The sequence below is a fragment of the Gilliamella sp. B2911 genome, assembly GCF_026536965.1.
Classification (GTDB): domain Bacteria; phylum Pseudomonadota; class Gammaproteobacteria; order Enterobacterales; family Orbaceae; genus Gilliamella; species Gilliamella apicola_E.
This window is the reverse complement of record NZ_JAFNNA010000003.1, coordinates 185,324-210,691: the sequence shown is the minus strand read 5'-3', so window position 1 is coordinate 210,691 and position 25,368 is coordinate 185,324. Positions and strand designations below refer to the sequence as shown.

22 protein-coding genes are annotated in these 25,368 nt (G+C 36.7%); 18 read left to right on the top strand and 4 right to left on the bottom strand.

All coding sequences use genetic code 11. From position 1 onward, the window contains the following. Positions 1-30 precede the first annotated feature (30 nt). From xylB to J3U27_RS04620, 3 genes are all read left to right on the top strand, one after another. Complete coding sequence (gene xylB / locus J3U27_RS04630) at positions 31-1,488, top strand: xylulokinase (RefSeq protein ID WP_267331108.1); 1,458 nt, start codon at positions 31-33, stop codon at positions 1,486-1,488. A gap of 359 nt (positions 1,489-1,847) precedes the next feature. Next, on the top strand, positions 1,848-3,494 hold the full coding sequence (locus J3U27_RS04625; protein WP_267376943.1) for a family 43 glycosylhydrolase: 1,647 nt from the start codon (positions 1,848-1,850) through the stop codon (positions 3,492-3,494). Positions 3,495-3,512: 18 nt separating this feature from the next. Continuing rightward, positions 3,513-4,748, top strand: coding sequence for an MFS transporter (locus tag J3U27_RS04620; RefSeq protein ID WP_218058422.1), 1,236 nt, complete (start codon positions 3,513-3,515; stop codon positions 4,746-4,748). A gap of 69 nt (positions 4,749-4,817) precedes the next feature. On the opposite strand, the gene J3U27_RS04615 is transcribed toward J3U27_RS04620, so the two are convergent. Then, positions 4,818-6,005 carry a XylR family transcriptional regulator gene (locus J3U27_RS04615; protein ID WP_416379963.1) on the bottom strand — a complete coding sequence of 396 codons (1,188 nt, stop codon included), beginning with the start codon at positions 6,003-6,005 and terminating at the stop codon, positions 4,818-4,820. A 428-nt stretch (positions 6,006-6,433) separates the two neighbouring features. Here J3U27_RS04615 and rpsL point away from each other — a divergent pair, with 428 nt between their 5' ends. The 12 genes from rpsL (at position 6,434) to ispC (ending at position 18,635) form a co-directional block, all read left to right on the top strand. After that, complete coding sequence (rpsL, locus tag J3U27_RS04610; RefSeq protein WP_034883792.1) at positions 6,434-6,808, top strand: 30S ribosomal protein S12; 375 nt, start codon at positions 6,434-6,436, stop codon at positions 6,806-6,808. 100 nt (positions 6,809-6,908) lie between these two features. Beyond that, a complete protein-coding gene (gene rpsG / locus J3U27_RS04605; protein WP_034883788.1) occupies positions 6,909-7,379 on the top strand; it encodes a 30S ribosomal protein S7 in 471 nt (156 codons plus the stop codon). Between the two features lie 109 nt (positions 7,380-7,488). Then, the gene (gene fusA, locus J3U27_RS04600) at positions 7,489-9,594 is read left to right on the top strand and encodes an elongation factor G (protein ID WP_065562791.1); all 2,106 of its coding nucleotides are present in this window, start codon (positions 7,489-7,491) and stop codon (positions 9,592-9,594) included. A gap of 68 nt (positions 9,595-9,662) precedes the next feature. Further along, a complete protein-coding gene (gene tuf, locus J3U27_RS04595; RefSeq protein WP_065733704.1) occupies positions 9,663-10,847 on the top strand; it encodes an elongation factor Tu in 1,185 nt (394 codons plus the stop codon). Between the two features lie 337 nt (positions 10,848-11,184). Beyond that, positions 11,185-11,520: a zinc ribbon domain-containing protein YjdM gene (locus J3U27_RS04590; protein WP_065733703.1), complete on the top strand. Its 336-nt coding sequence runs from the start codon at positions 11,185-11,187 to the stop codon at positions 11,518-11,520. Between the two features lie 834 nt (positions 11,521-12,354). Then, positions 12,355-13,092, top strand: a complete 738-nt coding sequence (rpsB, locus tag J3U27_RS04585) for a 30S ribosomal protein S2 (protein ID WP_034882419.1) — start codon at positions 12,355-12,357, stop codon at positions 13,090-13,092. A gap of 84 nt (positions 13,093-13,176) precedes the next feature. Beyond that, positions 13,177-14,037, top strand: a complete 861-nt coding sequence (tsf, locus tag J3U27_RS04580; RefSeq protein WP_267330774.1) for a translation elongation factor Ts — start codon at positions 13,177-13,179, stop codon at positions 14,035-14,037. Between the two features lie 114 nt (positions 14,038-14,151). Beyond that, complete coding sequence (gene pyrH, locus J3U27_RS04575; RefSeq protein ID WP_065562695.1) at positions 14,152-14,886, top strand: UMP kinase; 735 nt, start codon at positions 14,152-14,154, stop codon at positions 14,884-14,886. A gap of 27 nt (positions 14,887-14,913) precedes the next feature. Continuing rightward, positions 14,914-15,471 (top strand): ribosome recycling factor, encoded by a 558-nt coding sequence (gene frr, locus J3U27_RS04570; RefSeq protein ID WP_065562696.1) that lies wholly within the window; start codon positions 14,914-14,916, stop codon positions 15,469-15,471. A gap of 495 nt (positions 15,472-15,966) precedes the next feature. Next, a complete protein-coding gene (deoC, locus tag J3U27_RS04565) occupies positions 15,967-16,632 on the top strand; it encodes a deoxyribose-phosphate aldolase (RefSeq protein ID WP_267341059.1) in 666 nt (221 codons plus the stop codon). A 54-nt stretch (positions 16,633-16,686) separates the two neighbouring features. Continuing rightward, a complete protein-coding gene (gene deoR / locus J3U27_RS04560) occupies positions 16,687-17,448 on the top strand; it encodes a DNA-binding transcriptional repressor DeoR (protein ID WP_267376942.1) in 762 nt (253 codons plus the stop codon). A 2-nt stretch (positions 17,449-17,450) separates the two neighbouring features. Continuing rightward, on the top strand, positions 17,451-18,635 hold the full coding sequence (gene ispC, locus J3U27_RS04555; protein WP_267376941.1) for a 1-deoxy-D-xylulose-5-phosphate reductoisomerase: 1,185 nt from the start codon (positions 17,451-17,453) through the stop codon (positions 18,633-18,635). A 6-nt stretch (positions 18,636-18,641) separates the two neighbouring features. On the opposite strand, the gene J3U27_RS04550 is transcribed toward ispC, so the two are convergent. Further along, the gene (locus J3U27_RS04550) at positions 18,642-19,193 is read right to left on the bottom strand and encodes a sugar O-acetyltransferase (protein ID WP_267342338.1); all 552 of its coding nucleotides are present in this window, start codon (positions 19,191-19,193) and stop codon (positions 18,642-18,644) included. A 4-nt stretch (positions 19,194-19,197) separates the two neighbouring features. Then, the gene (locus J3U27_RS04545) at positions 19,198-20,157 is read right to left on the bottom strand and encodes an aminoimidazole riboside kinase (RefSeq protein ID WP_267376940.1); all 960 of its coding nucleotides are present in this window, start codon (positions 20,155-20,157) and stop codon (positions 19,198-19,200) included. A 273-nt stretch (positions 20,158-20,430) separates the two neighbouring features. Here J3U27_RS04545 and J3U27_RS04540 point away from each other — a divergent pair, with 273 nt between their 5' ends. After that, positions 20,431-21,900, top strand: a complete 1,470-nt coding sequence (locus tag J3U27_RS04540; RefSeq protein WP_267376939.1) for a glycoside hydrolase family 32 protein — start codon at positions 20,431-20,433, stop codon at positions 21,898-21,900. 36 nt (positions 21,901-21,936) lie between these two features. Here the strand turns inward: J3U27_RS04540 and J3U27_RS04535 are convergent, their stop codons facing one another. Further along, positions 21,937-22,941: a LacI family DNA-binding transcriptional regulator gene (locus tag J3U27_RS04535; RefSeq protein ID WP_065733694.1), complete on the bottom strand. Its 1,005-nt coding sequence runs from the start codon at positions 22,939-22,941 to the stop codon at positions 21,937-21,939. A 195-nt stretch (positions 22,942-23,136) separates the two neighbouring features. Here J3U27_RS04535 and J3U27_RS04530 point away from each other — a divergent pair, with 195 nt between their 5' ends. Both J3U27_RS04530 and cysE read left to right on the top strand, forming a co-directional pair. After that, positions 23,137-24,378 (top strand): oligosaccharide MFS transporter, encoded by a 1,242-nt coding sequence (locus tag J3U27_RS04530; protein WP_218059968.1) that lies wholly within the window; start codon positions 23,137-23,139, stop codon positions 24,376-24,378. A gap of 173 nt (positions 24,379-24,551) precedes the next feature. Beyond that, the gene (gene cysE / locus J3U27_RS04525; RefSeq protein ID WP_065562771.1) at positions 24,552-25,313 is read left to right on the top strand and encodes a serine O-acetyltransferase; all 762 of its coding nucleotides are present in this window, start codon (positions 24,552-24,554) and stop codon (positions 25,311-25,313) included. Positions 25,314-25,368 lie beyond the last annotated feature (55 nt).

The following is a 25,368-nucleotide window of genomic DNA, read 5'->3' as shown; positions in this document are numbered from 1 at the left end:
CTGATAGTAAGCTGTGAAATGGAGAAGAGTATGTATATTGGTATTGATTTAGGCACTTCGGGTGTCAAAGTGATTTTAATGAATGAAAAACAACATATTATCACAACATTAACCAAACCACTCACCGTGTCCCGCCCACATCCATTATGGTCAGAGCAAGATCCGGAGCAATGGTGGCAAGCAACCGATACAGCAATGTGTGAGCTTAGTAAGCAACATAATTTACAATCGGTAAAAGCCATAGGTTTAAGTGGCCAAATGCATGGTGCGGTATTACTCAATCAACAATCACAAGTATTAAGACCAGCAATACTTTGGAATGACGGGCGCTGTGATGTTCAATGCCACCAACTAGAACAACAGGTACCCACTTCCCGTCAAATTACTGGCAATCTAATGATGGCTGGTTTTACCGCTCCTAAAATTAAATGGGTACAACAGCATGAACCGGAAATCTTTGCTCAGATCGATAAAGTATTGCTCCCCAAAGATTATTTGCGTTTTAAAATAACCAATCAATTTGCTTCAGATATGTCCGATTCAGCCGGGACAATGTGGCTTGATGTAAGAAAACGTGATTGGAATGATGAACTACTAAAAGCCTGTGGCTTAACACGACACCATATGCCAACGCTATTTGAAGGCAATCAGATCACCGGTTATGTGACCGATGAAATCGCTAAACGTTGGGGCATTAATCAGATTGCGGTGATTGCTGGCGGTGGTGATAATGCAGCCGGTGCGGTTGGGGTAGGTTTACATCAATCGGGACAAGCGATGCTCTCACTGGGTACCTCCGGCGTCTATTTTGCCGTGACCGATCAGTTTATTAGCAACCCCGAGCAAGCCATTCACAGTTTTTGCCATGCCTTACCAAACCGCTGGCACCTAATGTCGGTAATGTTGAGCTGTGCTTCTTGCCTCGATTGGGCGTGTCAGTTATTGGACATTGAAGATGTCCCAACCTTACTAACTCTAATTGAGGCGCAACCGATCGATGACAAACCTTCGGTCTATTTTTTACCTTATTTATCCGGCGAAAGAACACCTCACAATAATCCCGAAGCTAAAGGTGTATTTTTTGGCTTAACTTATCAACACAACAAAGTCGATCTGGCAAAAGCGGTATTACTGGGCGTTAGCTATGCCCTTGCTGACGGCATCGATGCAGTTCATCAAACTGGCGTCACACCCGATAAAATTTTGGTAATTGGTGGCGGAGCCCGCAGCCGTTATTGGCGACAATTGCTGAGTGATGTTTCCGGTTATTGCATTGAATATTGTGAAGGTAGCGAAGTGGGTCCAGCATTAGGGGCAGCAAAACTTGCACAAATCGCTTGTCATCCCAATACGGCGATAAGCGAACTACTTGCGCCATTGACAATTGTTCAAACGCATCAACCCGATAGCAATCTCCACCAATATTATCAGCAACAGCGCACTATTTTTAGAGATGTTTATCAGCAACTTAAACCATTGATGTCATAATTATGACTTGCAGAATACCCTGTTAGGGTGTTCTGCACCTGTTATCCTGCCTTTTTTACCTTCTTAAAGATATTGAACAATTTATCACTATTTATCTTTACCAAACTAAAAATAACGCTTATTAACCAATATATTACTTGCTAAGTTAACCCTGTCTTTTTCTAATTATGTTAATTGAATAGGTAAATTTTATTACTCAGAGTGTGACACATATCTCATTAATAAGATTTCATAAATTTGAAACCAAATTTGATAATAACATTATCGGCATAGATAAATTATATTGGGCAAAACAACCTTAAAACTTATTTTTTTGATAAGTATTTTTATCAATAATCTAACATTAAGAGAAAATAAAAATGCCTAAAATAAAAAATCCGGTGATACCGGGCATGTCTCCTGACCCGTCAATCATTCGTGTTAACGATACTTACTATATTGCCACATCCACTTTTCATTGGAATCCAATCATTCAAATTTTTCAATCAAAGGACCTCGCTAATTGGCAACTAATTGATTATGTATTTAAAAATGGTGAAGTCAATTTATCCGGAACAAATACCCCCGCCGGTGTATGGGCGCCACATTTATCTTATGATTCGATAAATAAAAAATTTTGGCTAATATACTCGCATATGATAAACATGGCCGGGCGAGAGTTTAATGCTGACACTTATGCAATTTGCGCTGAGAATATTAAAGGGCCTTGGTCAGCGCCAATTTATCTTACCTCTATCGGTTTCGATCCGGCGCTGTTTCATGATGATGACGGTAAACATTATTTAACTATTTTAGAGTGGGAAACCCGACAAGGTTATCAAGCTCCGGGACATATTGTCATTGCTGAAGTCGATCTTGCTGAAGGAAAACTCGCCAGTCCGTGGCATCGTCTAACGCAAGGTTTTACAACTCGAGGTTGCGCTGAAGCGCCGCAGATTTATAAAAGGCTTGATAACTATTATTTGATAATAGCCGCCGGTGGTACTGGTTATGCGCACGGTATTGAAATCGGTCGAGCTAAAGATATTTATGGTCCTTATCAGCCCCACCCGTCCGGAGAGCCTATTGTCACTTCCTCACCTAATCATCTATTTTCATTGGGCGATCCCGATGCCGGCCATTTTGAAATGTTCAATCCTAATTCACTAATGCAAAAAGCTGGACACGGCTCACTTGTTGAGAGCCAAAACAGCGATTGGTATATTGCCCATCTGATGTCTAGACCAATAAAAGACACACTACTCAATCCACTTGGTCGAGAAACCTCAATCCAAAAAATGCATTGGACTGAGGATGGTTGGCTTATCATGGCAGACGGCTCTAATTTAGCCAAAATGGAATTTGATTCTGCCTTACCACTTGAGGACGAAATAAGCCATGACGTGATTGAAGAGTTCGACCATGGCTATCAATTGTCCTTTATGACGCCTTATCAACATCAATCCCCTCAATGGGTAAACACCCATGAACGCCACAGTCATTTGAGAATTTATGGACAAAACTCGCTATTTTCTCAAGTAAAGCCGTCGATTATGGCAACTCGGGCTACTTCGTTTGATTATTACATTCAAACTAAAGTTGAATTCCACCCGGAACACTACTCACAAACCGCTGGTGTTGGTCTTTATTATGACTCAAATAATTGGCTCTATTTACATTTAACCTATAGTGAACAACTGAAGACCCCGATTTTAACCACACTACAAGCAAAACTGGGTACCAGAATCGAATATGTCAATCACCGTATTGCCATCCCAAACGGAGTTGTGGAACTAAAATTATCCTACCAACACGGCAAGGTTGCACTACTTTACCGACTCGATGAAGCATGGATGCCAATTATGCAAACGATTGATGTCCTTTACTTATCGGATGAAGGCGTCAATGGCGAACCGGGGGAAATAGGTGGATTTACCGGCTTATTTAATTTTATTGCAGCTGTCGATAGCTACCAACATCAATCTTATGCCGATTTTGATTATTACTACGTGATCAACAATGGTTAACATTTTAGGTAAAGTATTATGAAAACAACAATTCCATTAACTCGACTTATTCCCGGGCTAATTATCGGCCCTGCATCGTGGTTAGGTCCATACATTGCCGCATCAAGTCTCTTTTTACCGGCGTTAATTCAACAAATTGATGAAGTAAATAAGATCCACTTATTAGCGCTATTTTCTGCGTGTGGTATGGTGGTTGCGGCAATATCGAATATGCTTGCAGGTTATTTATCAGATCGAACACGTTCAAAATTCGGTAATCGCTCACCTTGGATTGTAGTGGGCGCTATCGCCTTTATGTTATCCATGATATTAGCCTCAACAGCTAACAGTATCCCTTTTTTGTTGTGTTGCTGGTTACTCGGTCAAGTTGCTTTAAACTTTATTGTTGCCCCTATGGTAGCTTGGATAGACTTTGCCGCTGAAGATAGAAAAGGCTCGGCCTCTAGCGCTTATGGTGGTTTAGGTATGGCATTAGGTAACAACGGTTTTACGATACTTGCTGCGATGTTTTTAGGCAGCTTTCGATTTGGCTTTATCGTTTTTGGTATCATTACATTCATTGGCGTATTCCTAGCGGTATTGATTGTAAAAGAGCCGTCAAACCTTAACCAAACGAAGGAAAACAAATTACTCAAAAGCGATAAAACATTAAAAAACGCATTGGCTATATTTCCCAAATGGTCAATCGGTCGGGACTACTATTTGGCGTTAATTGGTAAGCTTTTTCAAGGCATCAGTAACTTTACTATTACCGGTTACCTACTTTTTATTTTGACCGATTTTATGCAGAGCAATTCTTCCGATACACAAAATGCTATCCAACTCATTAATTTAATTATGTTAATTTTCGGCATTTTAATGGGATTTATTGCCGGTCCGATCTGCGATAAATTAAAAGTGCTTAAACTACCAGTTGGTTTATCTACGCTCTTTTTAGGCATTGGTGCATTGGGTTTATCGCTATGTCCAAATCAAACAGGCGTATTAATTTATGCATTTTTTGCGGGAATCGGCATGGGAATATGGAATTCACTCGACAATTTACTAAATTTGCAAGTCATACCTGATCGGCAGCAAGTAGCCTTTTTTTTAGGGATCTATAATCTTGGCAACACCATTACCCAAGCGCTCGCACCAATTATTGCCGCTTGTGTGATAACGTTATTTGGCTTTTCCGCTATTTTTATAGTCTCTTTTGTGTTTGCTATTGTTGGCGGTACTGCCATATTTTTAATTCGTTCAGTTGACAAATAAACCCATCAAAAAGGAAAAAGCAACAGAAATATTTGAGCTTTTTCCTTATTATTACGGTTACTATTGATATTAAAGCGTCGCCGAATTTAGTGTGGTAAATTGGCACCTAAAATCTTTAGGGGTCATGCCATAACGCTTCTTAAACAGGAAATAGAAATACTGAACTGACGGATAACCACATTGCTGAGAAATGGTTTGAATGGGTAATGATGACTCAAGCAGAAGATATTTAGCCTGATTAAATTTTTCTTCATGAATTACCGCATGAATGGTTTTACCTAATGATGATTTAAATCGAATTTCCAAATTAGATCGTGATATCTGCATCTGAGAGATCACTTGCTCAACCTTAATTCCTTTACAGGCGTGATCACGAATATAGTGAATGGCTTGGATGACATAGGGATCGTGAATAGAGCGATAATCTGTTGAACGTCTGGCAATAACTTTTTTAGGTGCTATAAGTAAAGGACATACCGGCACATTACCTTTAATAAAGTGTTTTTGGAGTAAGTTTGCGGCATTAAATCCCATCTCTTCAGTGCCTTGCTTAACGGTTGATAACGATACCATTGACAAATCATTGATGACTTCCTCATTATCAATACCAATTAGGCATAACTCTTCCGGTATTTTTATGCCTGCTCTATCACACGCTTGTAAAATATGGTGTGCCCTAGCATCATTAACCGCAATAATGCCAGTATTCATTGGCAAAGATAGCAACCATTTAGAAAGTTTATCTAAGCCTTCTTGCCAATTATCAAGCGAGGTAGACAAACCTTGATAAATAAACCCTTCATATCCTTTCTGCGCCAAGATTTGCTTAAAAATTTCTTCTCGCACACCTGCCCATCGGCAATATCGGTTTGACGGTAAACCATAAAAAGCAAATTGACTAATTCCCTTAGCACACAAATGATTAAATGCACTTTCAATAATGGAAAAATTATCAGCAGCAACATAAGGCACATTTGGATAGCTCGACTTACCATGATATGAGCTACCCACACCAATTATTGGTATTTGAACATGTTTAAGCAAATCGGCAATATCAGGATCATCAAAATTAGCAATAATTCCATCGCAGTCAAAACGAAAAGAGGTGGTCGTGTCATAACGCAGCGTTTCAGAGATATAAATATTCCAGTGAATATTATGTGACTTCAAAAAATCACCAATACCTTTTAAAATTTGACGATCGTAAATATTATTAGCATTAAATAGTAATACAACTTTGTAAGGTTCATTGTTTATATTCATCATTGTTACACACGACATTTATTCAATACTCAGTATCATATTACCGTTTTTTTAGGCAAAAATTTAGCTTAAATTTATACAGTTTGTCTTTTACTATCTTAATGGCCATATACCTATTGTCACACTGCCATTAAATATTTACGCCACATTAAATAGTTATTGTGATAAGAAATAATGCATAAAATCTCACCAACAACTTACGAATGAAAAAGATAAACTTTGTTTAACTATCTGATGCTTAACAATCTAAAATAGTTTAATTAAATAACATAATAAACTTGTGGTAATACTTGACATTATGCCTGTTGAGGTCTAGAATCTTGCGACCCAAAACTTATATACATAGGCTTTGGGCTACAGTTATTAATTACGTATCTAAAAAGCAATTTTTAAATTTATTTTAATTAATCAGGAGCTTATTAATGGCAACAATTAATCAGCTGGTACGCAAACCAAGAGCGCTAAAGGAAGCGAAAAGTAACGTTCCTGCCCTTGAAGCATGCCCGCAAAAACGTGGTGTTTGTACACGTGTTTACACCACTACACCTAAAAAACCAAACTCAGCATTACGTAAAGTATGCCGTGTACGTTTAACCAACGGTTTTGAAGTGACTTCTTATATCGGTGGTGAAGGTCATAACTTGCAAGAACATAGCGTGATTTTAATCCGCGGTGGTCGTGTTAAAGATTTACCTGGTGTTCGTTATCACACTGTTCGTGGTGCATTAGACTGCGCAGGTGTTAAGGATCGCAAACAAAGCCGTTCTAAATACGGTGTAAAACGACCTAAAGCTTAATGGAACTCCGTTAAGTAAGGCCAAACTATAATAATTCCATTTAACTCATTTGAGTTTTGGGTAAACCTGAAAATTTATAACATATAAACGGAGTATTCCAATGCCACGTCGTCATGTTGTCGGTCAAAGAAAAATTTTACCTGATCCGAAATTCGGTTCAGATTTGCTGGCGAAATTTGTAAATATTTTAATGATAGATGGTAAAAAATCTATCGCAGAATCAATCGTATATTCAGCTCTTGATAAATTAGCTGAGCGTAGTGGAAAAGACCACTTAGCAGCTTTTGAAGTTGCATTAGATAACGTAAGACCAACTGTAGAAGTTAAGTCTCGTCGCGTTGGTGGTTCTACATACCAAGTTCCTGTTGAAGTGCGTCCAGTTCGTCGTAATGCACTTGCAATGCGTTGGATTGTAGATGCTGCACGTAAACGTGGCGATAAATCAATGGCGTTACGCCTAGCGAATGAACTTATGGATGCTTTTGAAAACAAAGGCACTGCTGTGAAAAAACGCGAAGATGTTCATCGTATGGCTGAAGCTAATAGAGCGTTTGCACACTATCGTTGGTAATCTTTCCACTGATATTAAGTGGCTTGAAATTAGACTGGCAGCACATATCTACTGTCAGTCAACCTAAATGATATTTTATTAAGCAAACGATTCTAAATAGAGGATTAATATGGCTCGTACAACCCCTATAGCACGCTACCGTAATATCGGTATCAGTGCACATATTGACGCAGGTAAAACAACAACTACCGAACGTATTTTGTTTTATACTGGTGTAAGTCACAAAATTGGTGAGGTTCATGATGGCGCAGCTACCATGGACTGGATGGAACAAGAACAAGAACGTGGTATTACTATCACTTCAGCAGCGACAACTGCATTCTGGTCAGGTATGGGACAACAATTTGAACCACACCGTATCAATATCATCGACACCCCGGGACACGTTGACTTCACAATCGAAGTTGAACGTTCTATGCGTGTTCTTGATGGTGCAGTAATGGTTTACTGTGCGGTTGGTGGTGTTCAACCTCAATCAGAAACAGTATGGCGCCAAGCTAACAAATATAAAGTTCCTCGTATCGCATTTGTAAACAAAATGGACCGTATGGGTGCTAACTTCTTACGTGTAGTTGAACAAATCAAAACACGTTTAGCGGCAGTGCCTGTTCCATTAGTATTACCAATCGGTGCTGAAGAAGGCTTTACTGGTGTTGTTGATTTACTTAAACGTAAAGCAATTAACTGGAATGATGCAGACCAAGGTACAACCTTTACTTATGAAGATGTGCCAGCTGACATGGTTGAGCAAGTTGAAGAATGGCGTGCAAACTTAATCGAAGCTGCAGCAGAAGCTAACGAAGAGTTAATGGAAAAATACCTAGGTGGTGATGAGTTAACTGAAGAAGAAGTTAAAAAAGCACTACGTGAACGCGTACTTGCTAACGAAATCATCTTGGTAACATGTGGTAGTGCATTTAAAAATAAAGGCGTTCAGTTCATGCTTGACGCAGTTATTGAGTATCTACCTGCTCCAACTGATGTCCCTGCGATTAAAGGTGAATTACAAAATGGTGAACCAGCAGAACGTCATTCAAGTGATGATGAACCATTTGCTGCACTTGCATTTAAAATTGCAACTGACCCATTTGTTGGTAACTTAACCTTCTTCCGCGTTTACTCTGGTGTAGTTAACTCTGGTGACTCAGTTCTTAACTCAGTTAAAGATCGTAAAGAACGCTTTGGTCGTATCGTACAGATGCATGCGAACAAACGTGAAGAAATCAAAGAAGTTCGTGCGGGTGACATTGCAGCAGCAATCGGTCTTAAAGATGTCACAACTGGTGATACGCTTTGTGCTGAAAATTCACCAATTATTCTTGAAAGAATGGAATTCCCTGAGCCGGTTATCTCGGTTGCAGTAGAACCTAAAACTAAAGCTGACCAAGAAAAAATGGGTATTGCTTTAGGTCGTTTGGCAAAAGAAGATCCATCATTCCGTGTATGGACTGATGAAGAATCAAACCAAACTATCATTGCTGGTATGGGTGAATTACATCTTGAAATCATCGTAGACCGTATGAAACGTGAATTTAACGTTGAAGCGAATGTCGGTAAACCACAAGTTGCTTACCGTGAAACAATTCGTACAACAGTTAAAGATATCGAAGGTAAACATGCAAAACAATCTGGTGGTCGTGGTCAATACGGTCATGTTGTTATCGACTTGTATCCATTAGAAGCGGGTGGTGCTGGTTACGAATTTGTTAACGAAATCAAAGGTGGGGTAATTCCTGGTGAATTTATTCCTGCTGTTGATAAAGGTATCCAAGAGCAATTGAAATCAGGTCCTTTAGCTGGCTATCCGGTAGTGGATCTTGGTGTGCGTTTACATTTTGGTTCTTACCATGATGTCGACTCATCCGAAATTGCCTTTAAACTTGCCGCATCAATGGCATTTAAAGAAGGCTTCATGAAAGCTAAACCTGTGCTTTTAGAACCAATTATGAAAGTAGAAGTTGAAACCCCTGAAGATTATATGGGTGACGTTATCGGTGACTTAAACCGTCGTCGTGGTATGATCGAAGGTATGGAAGATACTGCAACTGGTAAAACAGTTAAAGCACAAGTTCCACTTTCTGAAATGTTTGGTTATGCGACAGACCTTCGTTCACAAACACAAGGTCGTGCTTCTTACTCTATGGAGTTCTTGAAGTATAACGAAGCACCTTCAAACATCGTAACAGCAATTATTGAAGCTCGTAAAGCGAAATAATTATTTATATAAATAAAGTAACACTTCCCTACAAAATTAGGGAAGTGATTTAATAAAGGAACATTAAGATGTCTAAAGAAAAATTTGAACGTACAAAACCCCACGTTAACGTTGGTACAATCGGCCACGTTGACCATGGTAAAACAACTTTAACAGCAGCTATTACTTCTGTACTTTCTAAAAAATACGGCGGTCAAGCTCGCGCATTCGATCAAATCGATAATGCACCAGAAGAAAAAGCACGTGGTATCACCATCAATACTTCACACGTTGAATACGATACACCAACTCGTCACTACGCACACGTAGACTGTCCGGGCCATGCTGACTATGTTAAAAACATGATCACTGGTGCAGCACAAATGGACGGTGCTATTTTAGTAGTAGCAGCAACTGATGGTCCTATGCCACAAACTCGTGAACACATCCTTTTAGGTCGTCAAGTAGGTGTTCCTTACATCATCGTATTCTTAAATAAATGCGATATGGTTGATGATGAAGAATTATTAGAATTAGTTGAAATGGAAGTACGTGAACTTCTATCTCAATACGATTTCCCAGGTGATGACACTCCAGTAATTCGTGGTTCAGCGTTAAAAGCGTTAGAAGGCGATGCAGCATGGGAAGAAAAAATTGTTGAATTAGCTGAAGCTTTAGACAGCTACATTCCGGAACCAGAGCGTGATATCGATAAACCATTCCTACTTCCAATTGAAGACGTGTTCTCAATTTCAGGACGTGGTACAGTGGTAACAGGTCGTGTAGAACGTGGTGTAATCAAAGTTGGTGAAGAAGTTGAAATCGTTGGTATCAAACCAACCACAAAAACAACTTGTACTGGCGTTGAAATGTTCCGTAAATTACTAGACGAAGGTCGTGCTGGTGAGAACGTAGGTGTATTACTACGTGGTACAAAACGTGAAGAAATCGAACGTGGTCAAGTATTAGCAAAACCAGGTTCAATCACACCACATACAGATTTTGAATCAGAAGTATATATCTTAAGCAAAGATGAAGGTGGTCGTCATACTCCATTCTTCAAAGGCTACCGTCCACAGTTCTACTTCCGTACAACTGACGTAACTGGTACTATTGAATTACCAGAAGGCGTAGAAATGGTAATGCCAGGTGATAACATCAAAATGACAGTATCATTAATTCACCCAATCGCAATGGCAGACGGCTTACGTTTCGCTATCCGTGAAGGTGGTCGTACTGTTGGTGCTGGTGTTGTTGCTAAAGTTATTAAATAATTTAAGCTTAATCAGCTCAAGAAAAGAAGGTGCACTATGTGCACCTTTTTTTATTGTTCTCAATGTTAATTAAATAAGTTATAGTCGTTGACCACTTTTTTATCCAAACTGCATTTTATTTATTTTTGTCATATTATCGGCATAGATATGGATAAAAATACACTAAAAAAAGCCAAACAAAATGTTATAAAAAATGACCTCAATTATATTGCAGTGTGCAATTGAAAAAAATAATAAATTTGGCATAACCACCTCTTAAAAAGAGAATACAATGACTAAACAGCCTTTTTTTGCTATAGTAATCACTATTTTATTTAACGTGGAATAATGAAAAGCTATGGAATCGATACCTAATTGCCCTGTTTGCCAATCAGAACATACTTACCATGATGGCACATTTTATGTTTGCCCTGAATGTGCACATGAATGGGATCCAAATCAAGAAACCTCAACCAATGATGAATTACAAGTTAAAGATAGTAATGGCAATACACTTGTTGATGGTGATGATATTATTTTAATAAAAGATCTAAAATTAAAAGGTTCATCAACTGTTCTCAAAAAAGGAGCTAAAGCTAAAGGCATTCGTCTTGTAGACGGCGATCACGAAATCGATTGTAAGGTTGATGGAATGAAAGTAATGCTGAAAGCTTGTTTTGTTAAAAAAGCGTAATTGTATTAATCAATATTCAACTTTTTATATAAACTAATGAAAAAACATCTTTAGTTAAACCTTTGTTAAAACCATTTAATAACAAAAAATTATTTAATGGTTTTACAATATAAATCAATTCACACACAAATAAAAACATCTACGTTCGTTTAATACTTTTTGAGTATCTTTTAGTAGACAAAATACCTTATATATAATTTACACAATAATGTTGAGTTTTATCTTGATCGAAAATTTTAGCTTGTTTATTACTTATAGCTTTTAACGAAATAGATAATTAATATTTTTCAATCACTTTGGGGAATAGAAAAGTTTTACGATGGGAAGCTGTATAAACATTTACCATATGTAAAGCATTAAAATGCTGCGTAGCAACATTTGAATTGTCCATACTTCACACCTATTTTACATTAGGTGATAAATCATTTTTTGAAGTTTATTTATTATTTCCTCTACAGGTTCAAACGATATATCTAATTCATCAATAAGAACAACAATTGCCTTATTGATAATCTTTAAAACCACTCTGCACGGTTATTGATTTTATAAAGTTTTTATTCTTCACTAATATTATTTTTTTCTAAAAAATATGCATTATTCTTTTTACGTAAGAAAAAACTAGCAATTCTCAGTTAAATATGGTATAAAACGCGCGCTACTTTTCACATTCATTTTTCAAAAATATTTGTGAAATAAAGCACAAATTTAAAACTTAATTAACGTTATAACACACACATATCATTACTCTTTTCCGGGGTGCCTTTTACTTTGTGTATAAAGGTCGGATAAAGCGGATATGTGGAGGCATAACCCCAACGTCAAAATGAGGAAATCATGACTACAGTATCAATGCGCGATATGTTACAAGCAGGTGTACACTTTGGACACCAAACTCGTTATTGGAATCCAAAAATGAAACCATTTATTTTTGGTGCACGCAACAAAGTACACATCATCAATCTTGAAAAAACAGTACCTATGTTCAATGAAGCATTAGCTGAATTAAACAAGATTGCTGCGCGTAAAGGTAAAATTTTATTTGTTGGTACAAAACGTGCTGCAAGTGAAGCAATTAAACAAGCAGCTGAAAGCTGTGGACAATATTACGTTAATCACCGCTGGTTAGGTGGTATGTTGACTAACTGGAAAACAGTACGTCAATCAATCAAACGTCTTAAAGATTTAGAAACACAAGCTAATGATGGTACATTTGATAAATTAACCAAAAAAGAAGCACTTATGCGTGCTCGTGAAATGGCTAAATTAGAAAATAGCTTGGGTGGAATTAAAAATATGGGTGGCTTACCCGATGTGATTTTTGTAATTGGTGCAGACCATGAACATATCGCAATCAAAGAAGCTAACAATTTAGGTATTCCAGTCATTGCTGTTGTTGATACTAATTCAGATCCAGATGGTATTGATTACATCGTTCCTGGTAATGATGATGCGATCCGTGCAATACAATTATATGCAAATGCGGTTGCTGAAGCAGTTCGTTCTGGTCGTGAACAAAATCAATCTCCAGTATCTGAAGAAAGCTTTGTTGAAGAAGCTCCAGCAGCAGAGTAATAAACTCAAATATTTTCAGGGTCGATAATATCATCGACCCATTCTAATGAAAATCATCAAAATGGTTAAATAGAGGATTTAAAAATGGCTGAAGTTACCGCTTCTATGGTAAAAGAACTGCGTGAAAGAACTGGCGCAGGTATGATGGAATGTAAGAAAGCATTAGTTGAAGCAAATGGTGATATCGATCTTGCTATCGACAACATGCGTAAATCAGGTCAAGCAAAAGCAGCTAAAAAAGCTGGTCGTGTTGCAGCTGAAGGTGTAATCATTTCAAAAATTTCTGCTGATAAAAAAGTAGGTGTTATTTTAGAAATCAACTGTGAAACTGACTTCGTAGCTAAAGATGCTGGATTCTTAGCATTTAGTGAAAAAGTAGCAACAGCAGCTTTAAATGATCGAATCACTGATCTTGCAACGCTACAAGCAAAATTTGAAGAAGAACGTACTGCACTAGTAGCTAAAATTGGTGAGAATATTGGCATCCGTCGTATTAAAGAAATTGCTGGTGATGTAGTTGGTAGTTATCAACACGGCGCGCGCATTGGCGTTTTAGTTGCAGCTAATAATGGTTGTGATGAGGAATTAGTTAAACACATTGCAATGCACATTGCAGCAAGCAAACCAGAATATGTTGACCCAAGTGATGTACCTGCTGATGTGGTTGAACATGAACGTAATATTCAAATCGATATTGCAATGCAATCAGGTAAACCTCGTGAAATCGCAGAAAAAATGGTTGAAGGCCGTATGCGTAAATTCACAGGTGAAGTATCACTTACTGGTCAACCATTTGTAATGGATCCAAGTAAAACAGTTGGTGATTTACTTGCTGAGAAAAAAGCAACAATTGCAACATTTATCCGCTTCGAAGTGGGTGAAGGTATCGAAAAAGTCGAAGTTGACTTTGCAGCCGAGGTTGCTGCGATATCAAAACAATCTTAATTGTTTTTATCGAAACCGCCGTAATGGCGGTTTTGTTTATCTGCAAAATATTTTAAAATGATTGCCAGCTAGTTATTCTAGATTTTTAAGTAATAAAATATAGTGAGATTTCATATGGTAACCCCTTTCTATAAACGTATCCTTCTTAAACTCAGTGGTGAAGCATTACAAGGTGATGAAGGTTTTGGTATTGATCCAACCGTTCTTGATCGTATGGCACAAGAAATTAAAGAACTTATCGACATGGAAGTTCAGGTTGCTGTTGTTATCGGAGGTGGTAACCTATTTCGTGGTGCAGGACTTGCTAAAGCGGGTATGAACCGTGTTGTTGGTGACCATATGGGGATGCTAGCAACAGTTATGAATGGCCTTGCCATGCGTGATGCTTTGCACCGAATTGAAGTTAATGCACGTTTGATGTCGGCAATCCCATTAAACGGAGTTTGCGACGATTATCGCTGGACTGAAGCAATTAGCTTGCTTAAACATGGCAAAGTCGTTATTCTTTCTGCAGGAACAGGCAACCCATTTTTCACAACTGACTCTGCGGCTTGTTTACGTGGTATTGAAATTGAAGCAGATGTCGTTTTAAAAGCAACCAAAGTTGATGGTGTTTATTCTGCCGATCCAGTAAAAAATCCCAATGCTACACTATATAAAACACTTAACTATGAGAAAGTGTTGGACGATGAATTAAAAGTCATGGATTTAGCCGCATTTACATTAGCACGAGATCATAATCTACCAATTTGTGTTTTTAATATGAATAAACCTGGTGCATTACGTCGTGTCATTTTAGGCGAGCAAGAGGGAACATTAATCAATAATCAGACTACAGTGAGCTGTTAGTCTTAATTATTTAAAAAGGTTTTTATTATGCTAAATGAGATTCAAAAAGAAGCGCAAACGCGCATGGAAAAAAGTATTGAAGCGTTTCAAAATCATATTTCTAAAGTCAGAACTGGACGTGCTTCACCAAGCTTATTAGACGGTATTATGGTTGAATACTACGGTAGTCCTACACCACTGCGTCAGCTAGCTAACGTTGTTGCTGAAGATGCAAGAACTCTAGCCATTACGGTATTTGATAAATCATTAACGCCAATGATTGAAAAGGCAGTTTTAACCTCTGATTTAGGACTTAATCCTGCTTCAGCAGGGACAGTTATTCGAGTACCTCTACCACCATTAACTGAAGAACGTCGTCGTGATTTAACTAAAATAGTACGTAATGAAGCAGAACAAGGTCGTGTGTCAATTCGAAATATTCGTCGTGATGCTAACGATCAAATCAAAGCTTTGTTAAAAGATAAAGAAATCTCAGAAGATGATGAACGTAAATCACAAGATTTAATTCAAAAAGCAACAGATGCAGCTATCAAAAAATTAGATGCAGTGCTTGCAGATAAAGAAAAAGAGTTAATGGAATTTTAATCTCTTGGCTAAAAAGCCTAGTTGATAAAACTAGGTTTTTTTGATTTTTACCAATCAACTATCAATCATTTAATTACCTCTGAAAAATACAAAATATTAGTTTTATCAGTAAGCGAATAGATCAAAAATAAAAAATCACTCAATAAAATAAACAGCTATCCTTCTATTTAAGCGATATAAAGTCTAACTGAGTTTATCTACAGTTGCTCAATGAAGATAATGCGCTTATGCAAAATTAAAGGGTAAACAATGTGTCCGTATTAGCGCATTATTAGCCACTAAAAATAATCAAGTTTGTCAAAATCATGGTTTCCAGTCTGGTTTGATTCAATTGTTTAAGTTTATTAAATAGTTTAGTTTTTAATTATCAAAATTTAAGTATATAATGTTACGGAAATAACATTATAGGGCTATATATGTTATTTTTATAACATCATTTACTTAATACTAAAATCATTTACTAGACATTACTAACAAAAATTAAAGGACATCATTATGGATTATGCAAAGTATATTGATCATACTTTACTGGCGATGAATGCCACAGAAGATCAAATACGTAAACTTTGTGAAGAAGCAAAGCAGTATCATTTCTATTCTGTATGTGTTAATTCAGGCTATGTGCCTTTAGTCGCTAGCTTGCTTAAAGGTAGCGATGTAAAGGTTTGTTCAGTCGTTGGCTTTCCTTTAGGTGCTATGCTGACTTCAGCTAAAGCATTTGAGACTGAAATGGCAGTCAAAGCTGGTGCAGAAGAGATCGATATGGTTATCAATGTCGGCTGGCTAAAAAGCAATGATTTAACGGCCGTTAAAGAAGATATTCAAGCGGTATTTAATGCTTGTGGTTCAGTGCCGTTAAAAGTTATTTTAGAAACTTGCTTATTAACTAAAGAAGAAATCGTTACAGTTTGTACAATTTGTAAAGAAATTGGCGTTGCTTTTGTTAAAACTTCAACTGGATTTAGCTTATCAGGAGCAACAGTTGAAGATGTTAAATTGATGCGCGAAACAGTCGGTGATAAAATGGGTGTCAAAGCATCAGGTGGCATTAGAGATCGTCAAACTGCTGAAAAAATGGTTCAAGCTGGTGCAACACGGTTAGGCGCTAGTGCTGGTATTGCAATTGTATCAGGCGATAACGCATCATCTAGCGGCTATTAATTCATCCTTTTATAAGCTACTGTATAGTAGCTTATTGCTATTTATGGAATGGCAATGGAAACGCAACCGCAAAAAAGAATTAATGTACTTATTGAGCAATTAAAAATTACCGATAAAATTCATTTAAAGCAAGCAGCGCAAATGCTTGCTGTTTCTGAAATGACAATTCGTCGAGATCTTAGCAATCAATCATCATGTTTAGCTGTTTTAGGCGGTTATATTGTTAACCAAGCACGCCATACCATATCGCAATATTTTGTTTCAGATCAAAAAGATAAACATGTAGATGAAAAGCGTTATATCGGCAAACTAGTTAGCCAATTTGTTGATGAGAACGATACTATTTTTTTTGATTGCGGTACAACCATGCAATTTATCATTGATGAAATTAGTGATGATATTGCTTTTACTGCAATCTGCTATTCACTCAATGCTTTTCTAGCGTTACAAAACAAACCAAAATGTAAAATCATTTTATGCGGTGGGCAATATCAGCTTAATAATGCAATTTTTACCAATATTAGTTCCCATAATCCGATCGATTTTATCTGTCCAAATAAAGCTTTTATTTCGGCAGCGGGTATTGATCTCACTCAAGGTGCAACTTGTTATCATTTTGATGAACTGAATATGAAGCATCAGGCGATGAAAAAATCTAATCAAAATATTTTAATTGCCGATCATACTAAGTTTAATCAAGTTAAACCGGCTTTTATTTGTAACCTTGATCAGTTTAATTTGGTGATGACCGATAGAGCACCGGATTTAGGCTACGTCGCTTACTTTGAAGAAAATAACATTGGTTTAATTTATTAATTATGAAAAATATCGCAATTTTAGGTTCAACAGGATCGATCGGCTGTAGCACGTTAGCCGTCATTCGGCAAAATCCAACTTTATACAAAGCTTATGTGCTAGTAGGTGGCGCTAATGTTGCAAAAATGACAGAGCAGTGTCAGGAGTTTAAACCAAAATATGTTGCTATGGCGAGCAAACAAGCAGCGCAGCAGCTTAAAGCAAATTTAGCCAATCTAAAATTGAATATAGAAGTACTGAGTGGTGAGCAAGCAATGTGTGATTTAGCACAGCTTCCCGAAGTTAACCAAGTTATGGCTGCAATTGTTGGTGCTGCGGGATTAAGGCCGACTCTTGCTGCAATTAAAAAAGGTAAACGCATTTTACTAGCTAATAAAGAGTCATTAGTCACTTGTGGGCATTTATTTATGCAAGCGGTGAAGCAATATGGCGCCGAGCTACTGCCGGTCGATAGTGAACATAATGCGATCTTTCAAAGTTTACCTACCGCAGTGCAGCATGATCTTGGATTTGCTAATCTGACTGATCATGGTATCGCCAAAATTGTGTTAACCGGATCTGGCGGACCTTTTCGGGAGCTACAGTTAAATCAATTAACTTCAGTCACGCCTGCGCAAGCGACTTTACATCCTAACTGGTCAATGGGTAAAAAGATTTCTGTTGATTCGGCAACGATGATGAATAAAGGCTTGGAATATATTGAAGCTCGTTGGTTGTTTAATGCAAGTTCTGAACAAATGGAGATTATTGTACATCCTCAATCGATTATTCACTCGATGGTACGTTATCTAGATGGCAGTATTATTGCAGAATTAGGCGTGCCAGATATGTGTACGCCAATTGCTTATTCAATGTCTTATCCATTACGTATTTCATCCGGTGTACCTGCTTTAGATTTTACTCAAATCTCATCATTAACCTTCAATCAACCCGATTTTATTCGCTATCCATGCTTAAAATTAGCCATTGAGGCTTCTGGTGAAGGGCAAGCGGCAACAACAGCGCTTAACGCTGCCAACGAAGTGGCAGTTGAAGCATTTTTACAACATAAAATTGGTTTTATGGATATTGCCAAACAGGTTGCAACCACGTTAGATCAACTTAATTTTCCGGAACCTGCCACTATTGATGATGTGTTCACCATTGATGCATGGGCTAGAGCACAATGTAGCAAACAGATAGTTTAAATGGCATTAAAGTGTTTTATACACTCGGCATGGCGTACCCATGGCAACGACATTTGAAGGAATATCTCGATCTACAATACTGCCAGCTGCAATAACCGTATTATCGCCGATAGTCACATTGGGTAGTACAATTACGTTACCACCAATCCAAACGTTATTACCGATCGTAATCGGTTTGGCAAACTCAAGCCCACTGTTGCGTATTTGGCTATCAAGTGGGTGACCTGAGGTATAAAAACCACAATTGGGTGCAACAAGGACATTATCTCCGAATGTAATTTTGGCCGCATCAAGCATGATGCAGTTAAAATTAGCAAAAAAATTCTCTCCAATTTCAACATTGTAGCCATAATCACATTGAAAACCGGGCATAATTGTAAATTGCTTCGGTGTTTTACCTAATAGCTTTCTAAAAAGTTGTTGCCGTTTATCCACTGCTGAAGGTGATAGTTGGTTTAACTGAAAGCAGAGATCTTGTGCATAAATTCGCTCTTTTTCAAGCTCATTAATACAAGGATTATAAAGTAAACCTGTTAACATTTTCTCCTTTTCAGTCATTTTACTATCCCATCTGTTTCGCTATTAGTGCAGGATTATCACTAATAAATGATTGTAAAAAACCACTGTCTGGTAATGCCGTTAATGCACCTTTTTTAGTGGTAGCTAGTGCTCCGCATGCGCTGGCTATAGTCATCATACTTTCTAACATTAATTTATCCTCAGGCATACCTGATGAAGCAATACTGCTAAGTAATCCTGCAACAAATGCATCTCCAGCTCCAGTTGTATCAATGCTATTGACATGAAATGAGTCAAAAGTAAAAGTTTTACCTTGCCATAACACAATACTACCATCTCGACCTTTGGTAACTAACTTAAGTGGTGCATTATAATGTTGTTGCAATTTATCGAGTGCTACATGCCAATCTTGGCTCTCAGTTAACCAAAACAACTCTTCATCAGAGAGTTTAAGAATGTCAGCATCATGACAGAATTGAGTGATAATTGTGCGCATTTCATTTTTATCTTGCCACATTTGTTCACGTAAATTGATATCAAAACTAATTAAACCATTTTTATCACTGAGTTTCTCAATAGCTTGTTTGAGCGTTTGTCGACAAGTTGTTCCAACTAATGCTAAAGAACAAAAATGAAGAACATCTTGATTAAAATCAGGAAGTGCTTGTTCTGACAAAAATTGATCGGCCGAAGGTGAAACAAGAAAGGTAAAACTTCGTTCACCATTTTCACCTAAATCAACAACAACAGTGCTTGTTCTATGCTCCTCATCCTTTTCAAGACTTTGGCAATCAACATGATGCTCACAAAAAGTCTTTTCCATGAAGTGACCAAATGGATCATTACCAACTCTACCAATAAAACCAGAGGGCAGTCCTAACTTAGCAATACCAATAGCAACATTTGCAGGAGCGCCTCCAGCACAGGCTCGGTAGTTCATTTCACCAAATGGTAATAAATCAATAACAGCATCACCAAGAGACCATACTTTTGTATTATTCATTTTGTCACTCATATTATTAATAGGTTAAATTTGTGTGTCATTACTATCTCAGCATACTCAAATTAATTCATTAAGCATTGATTAGCTGATGTGTTGATAATCAATATTAACTATAAACTAAATCATTTATAAAAAAAATCATTGTTAACGTTAAAAATATGTGACTATCATCACATATTTTAACGTTTATTTCACTATAAGTTAACGTTAACAAAAAAATTAATGTAGTATGTAATCGTATTAACCTAACTCATGATAAAAGAAGGGAATGTTATGACAAATGCAATTGATAAAGCTAACCAAGCTATAAAAAAATTAGAAAAAGAAATGAATAAGCAATATTATCCTCATTTCCATTTATCACCTCAAGCTGGTTGGATGAATGATCCAAATGGCTTAGTCTATTATAAAGGACAATATCATGCTTTCTATCAACACCATCCTTATAATGAGAATTGGGGACCAATGCACTGGGGACATGCAGTAAGTGATGATCTTATTACATGGCGAAGATTACCAATTGCAATTGCGCCAGATCATGATTATGACAAGAGTGGGTGTTTTTCAGGTTCAGCTGTAGATAATAATGGCGAATTGAGCTTAATTTACACAGGCCATATATGGTTAAATGGTCAAGGTAATGATGAACATATCCGAGAAACTCAATGTCTTGCCACAAGTAAAGATGGTATTAATTTTAAAAAACATGGAACTGTACTTACACCAAAAGAAGGGATTATGCATTTTCGTGATCCTAAAGTGTTTAAACAAAATGGTAAATGGTGGATGGTAGTTGGTCAGCGAGAAACCAATGATGTTGGTCAAGTGTTACTTTATCGTTCAACTGATTTAAAAGATTGGAAGTTTGAACAAGTTCTTATCAGTGATATCGATTCGAATGTTTATATGCTTGAATGTCCAGACTTTTTCCCATTAGGAGATAAATGGATATTAATGTTCTCACCACAAGGTATGCAAGCAAAAGGTTATCAATATCGAAATCGATTCCAATCTGGCTATATCGTTGGAGATTGGCAGCCAGGTAAGCCATTTTCAATAATCAAATCATTCCAAGAGATGGACTTTGGTCACGATTTTTATGCGCCACAATCATTCCTCGCAGCAGATGGTCGTCGTATTATGTTTGGTTGGATGGATATGTGGGAATCAAAAATGCCAAGTAAACATGATAAATGGATGGGAGCATTTACTTTACCACGCGAATTAATCCTAGATCGACAAAATAGAGTTCGTAATCGACCAATTAAAGAACTTGTGGCACTTCGCGAAAAACCACAATCATTAACTAATATTGAATTAAATAGTGAATTAAAAAATACCAAAATTGAATCAATTAGTTGTGAAATTAATGTTGAAATTGATTTAGTCAATAGTAATGCTGAACGTTTTGGATTACAACTTGCTGCGACACCAGATGGTAAGCAAGCAACCTTATTGCACATTGATCGGCAAGCTAACCGCATCATTCTAGACCGAAGTCTTTCTGGAATTGACTTAAAAGGTTATCGAAGTGTGCCATTACCAAAAACCAAAAAACTAACATTACATATTTTTGTTGATGCATCATCAGTCGAAGTTTTCATAAATAAAGATTTATATAGCCTCTCAAGTCGTATTTATCCTAAATTACCAGCAAAAAGGTTAATTAACTTATTTGCCGAAAATGGACAAGCAAAAATTACCAAATTAGATAGCTGGCAATTAAAATCAATTTATGAATAATTTATAAAAAAACCACCAACTAAGGTGGTTTTTTTGTTATAAAGATTCTCGTTCTAAATATGGTGATGGTATGTGAGTGATAGTTTTTTTACTTTCACTATTGATTATATGCAGAGCTGCTTTTTGACCTATTTCATAATGTGGTAATTGTACAGTAGTCAGTGAAGGATAAAAAAGTTCACCAGTACCAACCATATTGTCATAACCAAGAACCGCAACATCGTTGGGAATATGAAATCCTTTACCAAGTAAAAATTGATAAGCAACAAAAGCAATTCTATCGTTACCACAAATTAATACATCAAAATCTGGTTTTTTAACACAATGTTTTGCCAAAATTTCTATCGTCATCATATATTCTAGGGAAAGGTTTGCAGGTGACATTAAAGTATGATAACTCTTGATATCGTTTAAATCGTTGCCAGCATCTAACCATGCTTGCTCAGCAGCTTTACGCCTAATTTTACCCGCTAAAGTATTTTCTGATAAATAGATACATAATGGTTTTTTATATCCCTTATTTATTACATTCTGCATCGCTTGATATTGACCAGAATAATCATCAGGGATGTAACAAGCAAGCTGCTCAGAATCACTAATGCAGTTTGCTAATACCACATTTTTACCGAGCAATTTATCTGGCAGTTGAACTTTTCTTAACCCCATTGTTGTATAAATAATACCATTAGGTCGATAAGATAAAAGAGTATTAATCGCATGATCAGCATCTTTATCATCAAATAAATTAACAATAAACGTATTCCAACCATGTTGTTGAGCTGTTTTTTCTATTGCTTGAAGTAATTCAACTGAGAATGGCGTTGTCGCCGTTTCTAATGCCAGCACACCAATAGCATAAGGGCCAGAATTATCTCCTCGAATCTTTCGTGCAGATAAATCCGGCACATAATTAAGCTCCTCAATAGCTTTCTTCACTTTTTTATATGTTTCTTTATTGAGTTTGTCAGGATTATTGATTGCTCGAGAAACCGTCATCAATGAAACTGATGCCAATCTAGCAACATCCTTGAGTGAAGCCATAGTTGAATCCTTTTGCTCACATTAAAAATAATAATAAATTTTAGCTTTGTATGATGATACCACAAATAAAAATGATAAAAAGTGTGAGGAAAGTAACATTTATGATAATTGGTTGTTTCTATTTTATTCCAATTATGACAATAATGTTAACATTAACATGTTAACGTTAAACTTCAACATAAAAAGAGAATGAAAATGAATATAGATATAATACAAAATAGAAATTATTGGTTCTCGTCAGGCTATCTTGTTACCTTTTATGCAGCATGGTCACTTTGGTGGTCTTTTTATGCCATTTGGCTCAAAAGCCAAATTGGTTTATCTGGTGAACAATTAGGGGTTGTTTATTCTGCTAACTCTGCTGCAGCCATGTTTTTTATGATTTTTTATGGCATTATCCAAGATAAATTGCAGATAGGTAAAGCGGTAATTACCTTCCAAAGTATTATCATGTTACTTATTGGCCCGTTTTTAATTTATGTCTATGAGCCTTTACTTCGAAATGATTTTATTTTGGGTGTCTGTATTGGTGCCCCAGTATTAAGTGCTGGTTTTATTTCTGGATGTGCTTTGATTGACTCTTTTATCGAGCGAATTAGTCGTCTATTTGGTTTTGAATTTGGGCCAGCAAGATTCTGGGGATCATTTGGTTATGCTGCTGCAACTTTTGTTGCTGGTATTTTATTTGGCATTAACCCCCACATTAACTTCTGGATGGCATCTGGCGTTGCAGCTATCTATTTCACCATCAATTTAGTTTTCAAACCTAAACAAGAGTCTTTGGCAAACGGTAAAACACAAGCCGTCATGGAAAAACCATCTATCCCTACCATGAGTGAAATTTTTTCACTATTTGGTATGAAAAAGTTTTGGTTATTTGTCTTTTTTATAATCGGTACTAATAGCTTTTATACCATATATGATCAGCAACTATTCCCAAATTTCTATACCAGCTTCTTTGATAAACCAGAAAGTGGCTATCAAGTTTATGGATATTTAAATTCTTTCCAAGTTTTTTTAGAAGCAGCTTGTATGATTTTAGTACCCTATTTTATTAATAAAATTGGTGCAAAAAAAGCTTTACTAGCAGCAGCGTTAGTAATGGTATGCCGAATCTCGTTATCTGCAACGTTAGATAATGTTTATCTAATTTCATTAGTTAAACTTTTCCACGCAATTGAAACACCACTATTTATTCTAGCGGTATTTAAATACGCTGTAGCCAACTTTGATGCGAGACTATCATCCACACTATACTTAGTTGGATTTAACATCTCATCAAATGTAGGTGTTATTGTATTGTCATGGATTGTAGGTAAGTTATTTGATAAAACAGGATATTCAACTACTTTCTATGTGCTAGCAGCAATAGTATTTGTCATTTTATTTATTGCAACATTTACTTTAAGTGACAATAAACAAAAAACAGAAAAATAACCATCATTCTTAAATGTTATAAAATGGGAACAATTTGTTCCCATTTTATAATATATATAGAGAAAGCTTGCTTCTATTCTTAGTTTGCGAAACAATATAAATTGTTGAGACTGACGTTTAAATCTATATAGGTACTTGGTGTGAATACAAGCAAAAAAGTGGTTAAACCGGACATGTTATGGCAGACAATCCGAGAAGAAGCATCAAAGCTCGTTGAAAGTGAGCCAATGTTAGCAAGCTATTTCCATGCAACTTTACTTAATCATGAAAATTTAGGTAGTGCATTAAGTTATATTTTAGCTAACAAGCTTGCAACCCAAGTTGTACCGGCAATTGAGATTCGAGAAATTGCTAGACAAGCTTATCAAGCAGATAACAACATAATCAATGCCGCGATTACCGATATACTTGCTGTTTACATTCGAGATCCAGCAACCAATTACTATTCCACACCGCTACTTTATTATAAAGGTTTTCTTTCACTACAAGCTTATCGAATTGCACACTGGCTTTGGAAACAAAACCGTAAATCACTAGCAACTTTTTTACAGAGTCAAATTGCTATTGTATTTGGCGTTGATATCCATCCAGCAGCTAAAATTGGCTGTGGTGTTATGTTTGACCATGCAACAGGGATAGTCATTGGTGAAACCGTAGTTATTGAAAATGATGTTTCTATTTTACAATCAGTGACATTAGGTGGAACCGGAAAAGAAAATGGCGATCGTCATCCTAAAATTCGTGAAGGAGTAATGATTGGTGCGCACTCAACGATTTTAGGAAATATAGAAATAGGTAAAGGAGCAAAAATTGGAGCTGGTTCAGTCGTTTTAGAGCCTGTTCCTGAGCATACAACAGTAGCTGGTGTTCCTGCTAAAATTGTTGGTTGTCCTGATTGTGATAAACCAGCTTTAAACATGGATCAAGATATCTAATTTTTGAAAAATGATTCCGTTGTTCAATGACAACGGAATACATAATGTAGTTGAA

Coding starts and splice junctions, on each gene's coding strand:
- xylB (WP_267331108.1), top strand. CDS start 31: ATGTATATTGGTATTGATTTAGGCACTTCGGGTGTCAAAGTGATTTTA.
- J3U27_RS04625 (WP_267376943.1), top strand. CDS start 1,848: ATGCCTAAAATAAAAAATCCGGTGATACCGGGCATGTCTCCTGACCCG.
- J3U27_RS04620 (WP_218058422.1), top strand. CDS start 3,513: ATGAAAACAACAATTCCATTAACTCGACTTATTCCCGGGCTAATTATC.
- rpsL (WP_034883792.1), top strand. CDS start 6,434: ATGGCAACAATTAATCAGCTGGTACGCAAACCAAGAGCGCTAAAGGAA.
- rpsG (WP_034883788.1), top strand. CDS start 6,909: ATGCCACGTCGTCATGTTGTCGGTCAAAGAAAAATTTTACCTGATCCG.
- fusA (WP_065562791.1), top strand. CDS start 7,489: ATGGCTCGTACAACCCCTATAGCACGCTACCGTAATATCGGTATCAGT.
- tuf (WP_065733704.1), top strand. CDS start 9,663: ATGTCTAAAGAAAAATTTGAACGTACAAAACCCCACGTTAACGTTGGT.
- J3U27_RS04590 (WP_065733703.1), top strand. CDS start 11,185: ATGGAATCGATACCTAATTGCCCTGTTTGCCAATCAGAACATACTTAC.
- rpsB (WP_034882419.1), top strand. CDS start 12,355: ATGACTACAGTATCAATGCGCGATATGTTACAAGCAGGTGTACACTTT.
- tsf (WP_267330774.1), top strand. CDS start 13,177: ATGGCTGAAGTTACCGCTTCTATGGTAAAAGAACTGCGTGAAAGAACT.
- pyrH (WP_065562695.1), top strand. CDS start 14,152: ATGGTAACCCCTTTCTATAAACGTATCCTTCTTAAACTCAGTGGTGAA.
- frr (WP_065562696.1), top strand. CDS start 14,914: ATGCTAAATGAGATTCAAAAAGAAGCGCAAACGCGCATGGAAAAAAGT.
- deoC (WP_267341059.1), top strand. CDS start 15,967: ATGGATTATGCAAAGTATATTGATCATACTTTACTGGCGATGAATGCC.
- deoR (WP_267376942.1), top strand. CDS start 16,687: ATGGAAACGCAACCGCAAAAAAGAATTAATGTACTTATTGAGCAATTA.
- ispC (WP_267376941.1), top strand. CDS start 17,451: ATGAAAAATATCGCAATTTTAGGTTCAACAGGATCGATCGGCTGTAGC.
- J3U27_RS04550 (WP_267342338.1), bottom strand. CDS start 19,193: ATGACTGAAAAGGAGAAAATGTTAACAGGTTTACTTTATAATCCTTGT.
- J3U27_RS04545 (WP_267376940.1), bottom strand. CDS start 20,157: ATGAATAATACAAAAGTATGGTCTCTTGGTGATGCTGTTATTGATTTA.
- J3U27_RS04540 (WP_267376939.1), top strand. CDS start 20,431: ATGACAAATGCAATTGATAAAGCTAACCAAGCTATAAAAAAATTAGAA.
- J3U27_RS04535 (WP_065733694.1), bottom strand. CDS start 22,941: ATGGCTTCACTCAAGGATGTTGCTAGATTGGCATCAGTTTCATTGATG.
- J3U27_RS04530 (WP_218059968.1), top strand. CDS start 23,137: ATGAATATAGATATAATACAAAATAGAAATTATTGGTTCTCGTCAGGC.
- cysE (WP_065562771.1), top strand. CDS start 24,552: ATGTTATGGCAGACAATCCGAGAAGAAGCATCAAAGCTCGTTGAAAGT.